Genomic DNA, 11,410 nt, shown 5'->3' on the forward strand with positions numbered 1-11,410 from the left:
GACGTCAAGATGTTGACGATCGGTGAACTGGCCAAGGCGACCGGTGTCGCGACCTCCGCGTTGCGGTACTGGGAGGCGCTCGGCCTCATTCCCGTCCCCGAACGGGTGTCCGGCAAGCGCCGCTACCCGCCGTCGACGGTCGACCTGGTCGGCGAGATCCTCCTGCTGCGGGACACCGGCTACACGCTGCGCGAGGTCGAGCAGGTCATGGCCAGGCGCGGCTCATGGCGCGAACTGGCGGAACGCAAACTCGCCGAGCTGGACGAACGGATCGCGAAGGCCCAGGCGGCACGCACCGCCATCGCCCACGGGCTGGCGTGCGAGCACCCGGACGTCCGCGAGTGCCCGACCTTCATCCGTGGCCGCGCGAGGCGGCTGGCCGGTGCCTCCCTGGCGGAGGCGCACGGGCACTAGTGGGGTGTCCACCAATGTTGATGGGTTTATCGGTGGATCCAGGTTTCCGCTGGCAAGGCGCCGATCCTCCCTCGTACTGGGTGTACTTGGGTGGATCGGCAACGCTGTCTCGCCGGCCCGGTACTCGCTGGGCCGCCGAGAAACCCGGCGAACGTTGGTGGACACCCCACTAGCTGCCCCAGACGTACAGGCCCACACCGCACAGCACCAGCGCCACCATGCTCGAGACCGTGCGCACCGTGTTCCACCGCCGCCAGCGCGCCGCGTACTCGGACCAGCTCAGGGACCCGCCGTCCAGCGCGTTGTTCATCGGCACGTTGACGCGCCCGGTGACGACCAGGGCGCCAAGGAGGTACACGACGGCGGCTGCCAGGTACAGCAGCGCCGCGGTCGTCTCGTCGAGCGCCAGCAGCAAGAACCCGGTCGCGGCGGCGGTGACCACCGGCCCGACGAACGTCGCGAGGAACCGCGGGTTGACGATCACGACGTTCATGCCGCGCATCGCCGCGGCGGCCCGCTCGTGCTCGACGCGGTCGAGACCGGGCACGACCGAGTTCGAGTACGCGAAGAACACGCCGTACACCGCGCCGAGCAGGACGAGGTTCACGAGCGCGACGACGAGGGTCAGGACCACCATGGGCGTGACGCTACGCGGCCGGATCCCGTCAGCGGTACCGAAATCGGACGTCCTGGCAGGTATCGTGGACGACCGGTGCTCAGGCGGCCCGCATCGCCGCCCGGAACAGCACCTGCTGGTTGCCTTCGACCCAGGTGATGCCCTGCTTGATCGCCCGGATGCGCCAGCCGTCGCCGGTCCGCACCAGGCGGAAGTCGTACGTGCCCCCGACCGTCCACAGTGGAGATCCGTGCGGGTTGGTGAGCCGGTGCACGCCAACGACGTTCGCGGTGGCGGTCGCGGTGTCGCCGTCCGTGTCGACGAGCACGTTCGTGATCAGGTGCTGCGTGGCCTCGAGGCCGTCCATGGTGCGGCGCCACGAGCCCTGCTTGTCGGTGGCGAGCAGCTCGTCGACGCCCGCCTCCTGCGGTTCACCGCCCCACAGCGCCGTGTAGTCGGTGTGGACGACGTCGGTGAAGAGCGCTTTCAGCCCGTCCCAGTCACGCCGGTCGAGGCACCAGCCGAACCTGGTGACGATGTCGGTGATGGCGGCGCGGTCGGCAAGGTCCATGGGTCAAGGGTGCGGCACGCCGGTCAAGGGGGGCTCGAAACCGATCACGGGGGCGCGATGGATAGTGGTGGCATGTTTCCGGACCTGGTGAGCGGCAACGACCGCGTGGCGTTGCGATTCGGCGCGGAGGCGCTGACCTACGGCGAGCTGTCGTCGCTGGCGGCCGAGCTGGCGGACGACCTCCGTGGGCGGACCCGGGTGGCGGTGTGGGCGACCAACACGATGGACACGTGCGTGGCCGTCGTCGGTGCGCTGGTGGCCGGCGTGCCGGTGGTGCCGATCAACCCCAAGGTCGGCGAACGGGAGCTGACCCACATCGTCACCGACAGCGCCCCCGACCTGCTGCTGGCCGCGGCCGGCGCGGACCTGCAACCCGGCCTGGCAGCGCTGTCCCGGCGGGCGGTCCCCACACGACCGCGGGACCGGGCACCGGCGCGGGCACCGGAACCGTCCCCGGAAACCCCGGCGTTCGTCGTCTACACCTCGGGCACGACCGGTCCACCGAAGGGCGTGGTGCTGCCCCGCCGTGCGGTGACGTCCAACCTGGACGCCCTGGCGGAGGCGTGGGAGTGGACCGGCGACGACGTGCTGGTGCACGGGCTGCCGCTGTTCCACGTGCACGGCCTGATCGTCGGCGTGGTCGGCCCGCTGCGCCGCGGCGGCACGCTGCACCACCTCGGCCGCTTCTCCTCCCGGGCGGCGGGGGCGGCACTGGCGGGCGAGGCGACGATGATGTTCGGCGTCCCGACCATGTACCACCGCCTGGCCCAGGACTGCGCGGCGGATCCCGAGCTGGCGGGGACGATCGGCGGCGCACGCCTGCTGGTGTCTGGCTCGGCGGCCCTGCCCGCGACGGACCACGAACGCCTGGCCGCGGCGACCGGGCAGCGGGTCGTGGAGCGGTACGGCATGACGGAGACGCTCATGAACTGCAGCGTCCGGGCTTCGGGCGACCGCAGGCCGGGCGCGGTCGGTCTGCCGCTGCCGGGTGTGGACCTGCGCCTGGTGGACGACCACGGCGACGAGCTGGCCGCGTGGGACGGCGAGACGGTCGGGGAGATCGAGGTCAGGGGCGACAACCTGTTCCTCGGTTACCTGAACCGCCCGGAGGCGACCGAGGCCGTGATGCACGACGGCTGGTTCCGGACCGGCGACATGGCGGTCCGCGACCCGGACGGGTACGTGCGGATCGTCGGCCGCCGCGCGACGGACCTCATCAAGAGCGGCGGCTACAAGATCGGCGCGGGCGAGATCGAGAACGCACTGCTGGACCACCCCGCGGTGGCCGAGGTGGCGGTGACCGGCGAACCGGACGAGGACCTGGGCGAACGGATCGTCGCGTGGGTGGTGCCGAACGGCGAGGCGCCGGACCCGTCGGAACTGGCCGACCACGTGGCCCGCCTGCTGGCGCCGCACAAACGTCCGAGGGTCGTCCACTTCCGGGAGAGCCTGCCCCGCAACGAGATGGGCAAGATCGTGAAACGAGCCCTGAACGGCTGACGGCGCTGCGCGGACACGGGCCCGGCCGGGGACGTTCGAGTGCACTCCGATCAACTTCGGTATCCGCCCGCTGACCTGGTCGAACCTGGCCTGACGGACCGGGTCGCTCAGCGTCGGCGTGCGCCCGGGGGAGTACGGGCCCGGTTGGTTTTACGTCGCTGGGGGCGGATCAGGTGCCGCTCGCCGAGGGACGCGGGCACCCCGTTCGGCCAGCGAACATTGTGGCATCACCGAGTTGAGGGGATACACACAATGACCACGCAGCAGACCGTTCTCGTCGAGCCGAAGGAAACCACCTCCCGCACCGAGGAGTTCTTCCAGCGCCTCGCCCGCCGCTACGGTGCCACCGCCCTGCGCGTCTCCCTGGCCATCACCTTCCTGTGGTTCGGCGCGTTGAAGATCACGAACGACACGCCCGTCGGTGACTTCGTCGCCAGCACCGTCGACTGGATCCCCGGTGTTACCGGCAGCTGGTTCGTGCCGTTCCTCGGGGTGGTCGAGGTGCTGCTCGGGACGGCCTTGCTGTTCGGGCGCGGAGCCCGCATCGTGCTGCCGTTGCTCTTCGCTCACCTGTCCGGGACGTTCCTCGCGCTGGTCACCCAGCCGGACGTCACCTTCCAGGACGGCAACCTGCTCATGCTGACCACCGAGGGTGAGTTCGTGGTCAAGAACCTGATCCTGCTGAGCGCGGTGCTCGTGCTCTACGGCCGCCGCCGTGGCTGAGAACCGACCCCAGTGAGCCGGGCGCCCACCGCGCCCGGCTCACTGGTCTGTCGACAGGATCCCCATCGTGAACGTGTTGTGCCACCTGCCGTCCCACCACAGCGCGTCGCGGTGTTCGCCCTCCACGCGGAAGCCGCACTTCTCGTACACCCGGCGGGCCCGCGGGTTGTGCTCGAACACCTCCAGGTGCACCCGGTGCAGGCCGGCGTCCTCGAAGGCGTACCGCACCGCCAGCCGCGTCGCCTCCATGCCAAGCCCCTTCCCGTACGCGTGTGACACGAGCACGATGCGGAAGCCGACCGAGCGGTTGTCCTCGTCCAGGTCGTTCAGCACGACCTCCCCGACGAACGCGCCGTCGTGCAGGATCGCCCAGTCGGCGCGGTCGTCCGCCTGCCGCACCTTCGCGAGCCACGCCCGGACCTGCCCTTCCGTGAACGTCGCGTGTGTGCCGGTCAGCCGCCGCGACTCCTCGTCCCGCAGCATCGCCCACTCGCCGTCGAAGTGCTCCGGGCCCAGTGGGACGAGCGTCACCCGCTCCCCGACAAGCGTCCGCTGTTCCTGAAACGCTGAGATCACACTCTCAGGAAATCACGGGCACTATGAGAGCGTGATCAGAGACCTCGTGCGCCGATCGGCGCTGTTGGTGCCGGTCGGCGCGCTGGTCGGCGCCGGCTGGCAGGTGCCCGCCGCGATCGGTGGCCGCCCCCAGGGAGAGCGGCTCGCCCGCATGCGGCGCTCGTCCCACTTCCGGGACGGCAGGTTCCACAACGACGTCGAGACGGTCATGGCCGGGCCCCCGCCGTCGGCCGCGATGCGCGACCTCGTCCTCGGCAAGGAGGTCCGCCGCCCCCGGCAGCCCGTGCCGCTCGAGAGCGCCCCCGACTTCACCGGTGTGGACGGCCTCCGCGTCTCCTGGCTCGGGCACGCCACCGTGCTGGTCGAGATCGAGGGCAAGCGCGTCCTTTTCGACCCGGTCTGGAGCGACCGGGTGTCGCCCTCCACGCTGCTCGGGCCCAAGCGCCTGCACCCGGTGCCGTGGGCGCTCGACGAGCTGCCGGACCTGGACGCCGTCGTGATCTCCCACGACCACTACGACCACCTCGACATGATGACGATCCGGCGCCTCGCCGCCCGGCAGCCGTCGCTGAGGTTCATCGTCCCGCTCGGTGTCGGCGCGCACCTCGAGCGTTGGCGCGTGGCCCCGGCGAACATCGTCGAGCTGGACTGGGACGAGCGCACCACGCTCGGTCACGTCGAGGTCGTCGCCACCGCCGCGCAGCACTTCTCCGGCAGACTCCGCCCCGGCGGCAACGGCACACTGTGGGCGTCGTGGGTGCTCGCGGGCCGCGACCGCCGCGTCTTCTACACCGGCGACTCCGGATACTTCGACGGCTACCGCCGGATCGGTGACGAATACGGCCCGTTCGATGTCACGTTCATCCAGATCGGCGCCTACTCGCCGTACTGGCCGGACATCCACATGACACCGGAAGAGGGAGTCGAGACTCACCGGGCAGTACGCGGAGAGTTGCTCGTCCCGGTGCACTGGGCCACGTTCAACCTGGCCATGCACTCGTGGTCCGAGCCGGTGGAGCGCCTGCTCAAGGCAGGAGACGACCTGCGGGTCGCGATCCCCAGGCCGGGTCAGGCACTGGACGTCGACGACGTGCCGTCACCGGACGGCTGGTGGCGCACCGTGGCGTGACAGGACCGCCTGAGCCGTCAGACGCAGACCCAGCAGTAGAGGCGGTCGCCCCGGGTGTTGGCGGTGCGGGCGAGTTCGGCGAGTTCGGTCAGGGCGGGGGCCAGGTCGGACGGGTCGGCGTGGCCGCCGAACTCCTCGGTTCGGGACCACGGCTACGCCACCTCGCGCAGGCGAGCGTCGTCCGCGGCGGACAGCGCGGCGAGCAACTCGCCGCTGACGGCGACGACCAGACGTTCGCCGTCGTCGGCCACGTTGCCTCGGCGGGACCGCCGACGACCACGCCCGCATTCTGGCAGGTCCGGTGCTCAACAGGCATTGGCCGCCGAGGAGGTCAGGCGCTGGACGTCGACGTCGTGCCGTGCCGCCGCGCGAACAGCACGGTGCCGATGACGAGCAGCGGTGACACGAGCGCCACACCGCTGCTCGCCACGACCAGCACGGCGAGCCCGCCTTCGCGAACCGCGTCGTCGCCGAGCGCGCGGACGGGGATCGTGTCGCCGGGCTCGTCGTCGAACGCCAACTCGACCTCGCCGGTCTGGTCGCCCCAGCGGGCCACGCAGTCGGTGTTCTCGCAGCTCACGACGTGTGCGTCGGTGGGAGTGCCGCGGACGTAGGTCCACGACTCCTCAAGGTAGGCGAACCCGAACACGACGGCCGTGATCAGCGCACCCACCCCGGCGTACGCGGCGGTGACCAGGACGAGGCCGGGCCGGTGCTCGACGATCGCGTTCGCCACCGCGAGCACGACGAGCACCACCCCGGCCGCCACGGTCGCGAAGACGAAGGCACGCCAGCCGGTGATGGCCCACCCGGTCGCCGCCAGGACGAACAGAAGTCCGAAAAGGACGGTCAACCAGGCGCGCGGCCCCCGGGGCTCACTCACAACCGGCCCGCCCTGATGGCACGCACCAGGCGACGGACGTCCCCGCGCAGGATCGCGGACGTGTTCTTCGAGTCACGCAACTCGGAGAGCGTGTTCCGAACCTCCACACAACTGCCAGTGTTTTCGCTGCGGCTCGACTTCCGCCAGTTCATTTTTTCTCCATTCTTCTTCTAACTTGGGAGATGAGGTTCGCGGAGGGCTCCGGCGCCAATGAAACAGCGAGGACCCGGTCGAGCGCTCGTCGATAGGCAGCCACGTCCTGCTCCTCATGAAGCATGAGTTCCGATCGGCGAGTGCCGACAAAGACGATAGAGGCGGACTTCGCCGCCGCACGCCTGCCGGAGGCAGGGCGGGAAGCATCGATGAGGATGAACGAGCCCTCCAGCCCTGGATGCCAGCCGCGATGATCGGGCACGATCCGCAGCTCAATGTTCGGGCGGGCAGCCATGTCAAGGAGATGATCGAGTTGTTCGACCATTGTGGCGCGACCACCGACGTCCTGATTGAGCGCGGCTTGGCCGACGAGAACCAGGAGTTCGGCGGGTTTGCGCTTGGTGATGGCGTCCGCCCTGCCGAGTCGTGATGTGACGCGTAGGGCGATTTCACCTTCGGGGACGCCCGCCGCAGTCATGATTCCGCGAATGTATCCGCTTGTTTGTAGAAGACCCGGAACCACGAGCGGGGCGACTTCGACGATTCTGGTCGCGCGCTGCTCCCAGTCGACCAGGGCGGCCATTTGCTGGCGTTGTTCGGGGAGGGTTATGGCGACCCACTGGGACTCGTTGGTCCCGTAGGCGAGGGTCATGATCTCGTCGTAGCGTTCGCCGTCGACCTCCAGCTTGGTGAGGATCTGGGCGACCTGTTCGGGCTTGGGGGTCCGGTCACCGGTCTCCCAGCGGGACACCACCCCGATATCCCTCTTGATCATCGCGGCCAGTTCGCGCAGGAGCAGTTCCTTGTCCTCGCGCGCCTGCCGGAGTGCCGCACCGAGGGCTTGTGCCTTCGGAGTCCGGGCCATCGTGAATCTCCGTGGTTGTCGGCCGGTAACAGCATAGCGTCACCGGGCGTCGGCAAAAGTCACCCGTTGCGCGTACGCAACCGGGTAGGCCTTTTGCCGACTTGTCCATAGCCTGCCAATGCGACAAGGCAAAGCTACCAGCGGAAAGGATGTCGTGATGGCACATGACCTGGCCATGAGCACGTGGATGGACCTTAGCGGAGGCACTCCGCTGAGCTACAGCGTGAGCGGCAGCGACGTCGCGCACGTGATGATCGGCAGCGGGAACACCATCTGCGAGCTGGTGTTCGACTCACTCGCGATGCGGGCGATGGCGGAGCTGTCCATCGCGGTCGTGACCGAGATGGACGCCCGCTACCAACAGGAAACGGCGGCCGGGCACGTCGCGCCCGGCCGCCATCATCTGAACGCGTCCTAGTTGGCCTCTCCCGTCAGCGCGAACGAGCGCAGGCGTTGGGTCGCGCCCACGGTCCCCACCGCGATGAAGATCACCGACATGATCAACGCCGTGCCGATCGACACCGACGCGTCGATGAGCTGGGTGTTCCCGATGGAGTCGGCGATGGCCGTCGCGTGCTGGCGGACACTGAAGACCCGGGCACCGCTGACGTAGCTGACCAGGATGTTCTCCCACAGCACGATGTACACGAGACCGACCGCGACCGGGCGCTTCGTCATCACCGAGAGCGCCAGGAACAACGCGCTGTAGGCGAGTCCGCCGATCGCGGCGCCGATCACCAGGCCGACCGCCAGCTTGCCGGAGCCCGCGATCAACGCGGCCGCCGCCAGCGGCACGCCCGTCGCGACGGTGGTCACCAGCCACGCCACGGCCAGTTTGGACAGCACGATCTCGCTGCGCGGCAACGGTTTCGTGAGCAGGTGCGTGATCGTGCCGTCGTCGATCTCCAGGCCGAGCGCGCTGCTGCCGACGATCAACGCCGTCAGCGGCAGGATGACGCTGATGCCCAGCGACGAGAACACCACCGGTCCCCACTCGGCGTCGGTGACGCCGCCGGCGTTCACACCGATGAGCGTGAGTCCGATGAGGATCACCGGCATCGGGAGGAGCATCAGCACGCGCTTGCGGCCAAGCATGGCCCGCGCCGTGAGGCTCATGATCGTCAGGTTCATGTCGCCACCAGGTAGGAGAAGACTTTCTCGAGGGACTCGTCCGAGGGGATGAGCTGCGTGATGCGGATCTTGTGCTCGCGGGCCAGCTTGGCGAGCGCACGGGTGAACGTGCCGTAGTCGTTGGCCTGCACCAGAACGCCCGTCGGCTCCAGGCTCACACCGGACACCGACTTCTGTCCCATGAGGACCGTCGCCAGTAGACGGTCGTCGGACGAGGTGACCGTGAACTGGTGCGGGCGGTTGGTCATCAGGCGGCGGATGTGCCGGTAGTCGCCGGACGCGGCGAGACGGCCCGCGACGATGACCTGGACCGTACCTGACAGCTGTTCGACCTCTTCGAGGATGTGCGAGCTGAACAGAATGGTCCGGCCCTCGGCCGCCATGCGGTTCAGCAACTCCATCATGTGGAGGCGTTGACGCGGGTCCATGCCGTTGAACGGCTCGTCCAGCAGCAGCACCCCGGGGTCGTGCACCAGCGCCGCCGCGACCCGGCTGCGCTGCCGCATGCCCTTCGAGTACGTCGAGATGCGGCGGTTCTGCGCATCCTCCAACTCGACGATGGAGAGCGCTCTCCGAGCCGCCTCCTCCGGGTTCGGCAGCTTGTGCAGCTTCGCGCTGGCCAGCACGAACTCCCAGGCCGTGAGGAACCCGGGAACGCTCTCCCGCTCGGTGACGAGGCCGAGAGAGCGGTACATCTCCGGGTTGCGCCACGCTGGCTGGCCGCCGACCGTGACCTCACCCTGCGACGGGGCCATCAGCCCGGCCATCAGGTGCAGGACCGTGGTCTTGCCCGCCCCGTTCGGGCCGAGCAGGCCGGTGAGGCCGGGGCCGATGGTCAGGGTGACGTCGTTGACCGCGACGACGTTGCCGTACCAGCGGGAGACGCCGTTGAGTTCGATGTCGGTCACGACTTCACCTTCTTGTAGCGCAGCACCAGCAGGAACGTGCCCAGCGCGGTCAGTGCCGCGGCGACCAGGGCGTACACGGCGCCGTAGTCACCGGTCTGGACGAGGCCGATGCCAGGACCGAACAGCCACTGGTCGACACCGTTGAGCAGGCTCGACGGGTCGAGCAGTCCGCCGAGGTACTCCAGCGAGCCGTTGCCGAACGCCTGCAGCGCACCCGAGATCGGGGCCGTGAGCAGGAACAACGCGATGATCATGCCGGAGGCGAAGACGCGGCGGCCGGTCAGCGACGCGAGCGGCAGGCCGAGTGCCGACAGCAGCGCGGCGTGGATCGCGGCGGCGATGAGGCCCTGGGCGAAGCCGCCCAGTTCGTCGAAGACGCCGCCGATGCCCGAGTCGGTGTTGAACGCCATGCCGAGGAACATGATCAGCATCGGGATGGCGAACAGCAGGAACGTCGCCGTGGCGAGGGAAGCGAGCTTCGTGAGCGCGTAGTCGCTCTTGCGCAGCGGGCGGGAGAGGTAGAGCTGCAACAGGTTGCTGCGCAGGTCCACCGACACCAGTTCGGGCGCGACGACCGCGACGAACACGGTCGCGGCGTAGGTGAACGTGGACGCGATGCCCACGTAGTCGATCACCTGCGTCGGCAGCTGCGTGTTGACGACGACCAGGATCAGCGACGCCAGGCTCGCGAACGCCAGAACGGCCATCGGGAGCACCTTCGCCCACGGGCTGCGGCCGAGACCGTAGGCGGAGCGGACGCCGTGGACGTACAGCGAGCGCGCCGCGTAGCCGCGGCCAAGGCGCGGGCCTTCGTAGCGCTGGTAGCCGATGTCGTGGATGACGCCGGTGTCAGGCATTGGCCACCTCCCGGAACAGGTCGGCGACCTGGTGGCGCTGACGTTCGATGCGGTGCAGGGGCAGGTCGAGGTCGGCGATGGCGTCGCGGATGCGGTCGTACACGTCGTCGTCCTCGAAGCGGACGTACAGGACGCGGTTGTCCGTGCGCACCTCCATGCCCTGGCTCACGAGCAGCCGCGCGAGCGCGTCCGCGTCCTCGTCGACCTCGACCATGAGCAGGTCGCGTGCCTGCGTCATCGAGTCGAGCGTGGCCGAACGGAGCAGGCGGCCCGCGTCGATGGCGACGAGCGACGTGCAGATGCGCTCGATCTCGCCGAGGAGGTGCGAGCAGACGACGACCGAGATGCCGAAGTCGGTGCCGATGCGGTGGACGAGGTCCAGCATCGCGCGGCGGCCGGCGGGGTCGAGGCCGTTGGTCGGTTCGTCGAGCAGCAGCAGCTCCGGGTCGTGCACGAGCGCCTGCGCGAGCTTGACGCGCTGCTTCATGCCGGTGGAGTAGCCGCCGATGCGGCGGTAGCGCTCCTCGTAGAGACCGACGTGGCGCAGGGTCTCGGAGGCTCTCTCGCGGGCCATCGCCTTGGGCAGGCCGCTGACGCGCGCCATGTGCGTGACGAACTCGGCCGCGATCATGTCGGGTGGCAGGCAGTCGTGTTCGGGCATGTAGCCGACACGGGCGCGGACCCGGTCGCCGTCGGCGACGGGGTCGAGGCCGAGCACCCGAATCTGCCCGGCGGTCGGTTCGAGTAGCCCCAGTGCGAGCTTGATGAGGGTGCTCTTGCCCGCGCCGTTGACCCCGACCAGCCCCACCACCCCGGGCTCGATCGCGACGGTGAGATCCGCGAGCGCGGTCACCTTGTTGTCGTAGCGCTTCTGCAGCGCGGTGGTCTCGATAAGTGGCACGCACTAAAAGTATTGCCCCCGACAACCCCAACACATCCGGCCCAAACCCTGACCCAACCCTGAAGTTCCCCCCACCCGCGAGTCGCGCGGGCCTATCCCATGATCGGTGTTTCCGGCGTTGTTGATCAGTAGGTCTCGGCTCCCGGCCAGCGGTCACCGAAGGTGATGGCGAAGGCGTTGATC

15 protein-coding genes are annotated in these 11,410 nt (G+C 69.1%); 5 read left to right on the top strand and 10 right to left on the bottom strand.

Annotated elements, in window-relative coordinates:
• Positions 1-9: 9 nt before the first annotated feature.
• Entirely contained in the window at positions 10-414 is a 405-nt protein-coding gene (locus ACIBVP_RS31370) for a MerR family transcriptional regulator (RefSeq protein ID WP_396109995.1), read from the top strand.
• 169 nt (positions 415-583) lie between these two features.
• Here ACIBVP_RS31370 and ACIBVP_RS31375 read toward each other — a convergent pair whose 3' ends face one another.
• On the bottom strand, positions 584-1,051 hold the full coding sequence (locus tag ACIBVP_RS31375; protein WP_396109996.1) for a DUF1772 domain-containing protein: 468 nt from the start codon (positions 1,049-1,051) through the stop codon (positions 584-586).
• A 79-nt stretch (positions 1,052-1,130) separates the two neighbouring features.
• Positions 1,131-1,601, bottom strand: a complete 471-nt coding sequence (locus ACIBVP_RS31380; protein WP_396109997.1) for a nuclear transport factor 2 family protein — start codon at positions 1,599-1,601, stop codon at positions 1,131-1,133.
• Between the two features lie 72 nt (positions 1,602-1,673).
• Between ACIBVP_RS31380 and ACIBVP_RS31385 the strand changes: the two genes are divergently transcribed.
• On the top strand, positions 1,674-3,101 hold the full coding sequence (locus ACIBVP_RS31385; RefSeq protein ID WP_396109998.1) for an acyl-CoA synthetase: 1,428 nt from the start codon (positions 1,674-1,676) through the stop codon (positions 3,099-3,101).
• 252 nt (positions 3,102-3,353) lie between these two features.
• Positions 3,354-3,824 carry a DoxX family membrane protein gene (locus ACIBVP_RS31390; protein ID WP_396109999.1) on the top strand — a complete coding sequence of 157 codons (471 nt, stop codon included), beginning with the start codon at positions 3,354-3,356 and terminating at the stop codon, positions 3,822-3,824.
• Positions 3,825-3,863: 39 nt separating this feature from the next.
• Here the strand turns inward: ACIBVP_RS31390 and ACIBVP_RS31395 are convergent, their stop codons facing one another.
• Positions 3,864-4,400, bottom strand: coding sequence for a GNAT family N-acetyltransferase (locus ACIBVP_RS31395; RefSeq protein ID WP_396110000.1), 537 nt, complete (start codon positions 4,398-4,400; stop codon positions 3,864-3,866).
• Between the two features lie 31 nt (positions 4,401-4,431).
• Between ACIBVP_RS31395 and ACIBVP_RS31400 the strand changes: the two genes are divergently transcribed.
• Positions 4,432-5,529, top strand: a complete 1,098-nt coding sequence (locus ACIBVP_RS31400) for an MBL fold metallo-hydrolase (RefSeq protein ID WP_396110001.1) — start codon at positions 4,432-4,434, stop codon at positions 5,527-5,529.
• 331 nt (positions 5,530-5,860) lie between these two features.
• Here the strand turns inward: ACIBVP_RS31400 and ACIBVP_RS31405 are convergent, their stop codons facing one another.
• Genes ACIBVP_RS31405 through ACIBVP_RS31415 form a run of 3 tightly spaced genes read right to left on the bottom strand, consistent with a single transcriptional unit; the run spans position 5,861 to position 7,430 of the window.
• The gene (locus tag ACIBVP_RS31405) at positions 5,861-6,412 is read right to left on the bottom strand and encodes a hypothetical protein (protein ID WP_396110002.1); all 552 of its coding nucleotides are present in this window, start codon (positions 6,410-6,412) and stop codon (positions 5,861-5,863) included.
• Positions 6,409-6,564, bottom strand: a complete 156-nt coding sequence (locus tag ACIBVP_RS31410; protein ID WP_396110003.1) for a DUF397 domain-containing protein — start codon at positions 6,562-6,564, stop codon at positions 6,409-6,411. The genes ACIBVP_RS31405 and ACIBVP_RS31410 overlap by 4 nt, the downstream gene beginning before the upstream one ends.
• Positions 6,561-7,430 carry a Scr1 family TA system antitoxin-like transcriptional regulator gene (locus ACIBVP_RS31415; protein WP_396110004.1) on the bottom strand — a complete coding sequence of 290 codons (870 nt, stop codon included), beginning with the start codon at positions 7,428-7,430 and terminating at the stop codon, positions 6,561-6,563. The genes ACIBVP_RS31410 and ACIBVP_RS31415 overlap by 4 nt, the downstream gene beginning before the upstream one ends.
• Positions 7,431-7,587: 157 nt before the next feature.
• Here ACIBVP_RS31415 and ACIBVP_RS31420 point away from each other — a divergent pair, with 157 nt between their 5' ends.
• Complete coding sequence (locus ACIBVP_RS31420; protein WP_396110005.1) at positions 7,588-7,848, top strand: hypothetical protein; 261 nt, start codon at positions 7,588-7,590, stop codon at positions 7,846-7,848.
• Here the strand turns inward: ACIBVP_RS31420 and ACIBVP_RS31425 are convergent.
• Genes ACIBVP_RS31425 through ACIBVP_RS31440 form a run of 4 tightly spaced genes read right to left on the bottom strand, consistent with a single transcriptional unit; the run spans position 7,845 to position 11,227 of the window.
• Complete coding sequence (locus ACIBVP_RS31425) at positions 7,845-8,561, bottom strand: ABC transporter permease (RefSeq protein ID WP_396110006.1); 717 nt, start codon at positions 8,559-8,561, stop codon at positions 7,845-7,847. The genes ACIBVP_RS31420 and ACIBVP_RS31425 overlap by 4 nt on opposite strands.
• Positions 8,558-9,469, bottom strand: a complete 912-nt coding sequence (locus tag ACIBVP_RS31430) for an ABC transporter ATP-binding protein (protein ID WP_396110007.1) — start codon at positions 9,467-9,469, stop codon at positions 8,558-8,560. Before ACIBVP_RS31430 ends, ACIBVP_RS31425 begins: the two co-directional genes overlap by 4 nt.
• Complete coding sequence (locus ACIBVP_RS31435; protein ID WP_396110008.1) at positions 9,466-10,326, bottom strand: hypothetical protein; 861 nt, start codon at positions 10,324-10,326, stop codon at positions 9,466-9,468. Before ACIBVP_RS31435 ends, ACIBVP_RS31430 begins: the two co-directional genes overlap by 4 nt.
• Positions 10,319-11,227: an ABC transporter ATP-binding protein gene (locus ACIBVP_RS31440; protein WP_396110009.1), complete on the bottom strand. Its 909-nt coding sequence runs from the start codon at positions 11,225-11,227 to the stop codon at positions 10,319-10,321. The genes ACIBVP_RS31435 and ACIBVP_RS31440 overlap by 8 nt, the downstream gene beginning before the upstream one ends.
• Positions 11,228-11,410 lie beyond the last annotated feature (183 nt).

This window comes from Actinophytocola sp. NPDC049390 (assembly GCF_044466355.1).
Classification (GTDB): Bacteria; Actinomycetota; Actinomycetes; order Mycobacteriales; family Pseudonocardiaceae; genus Actinophytocola.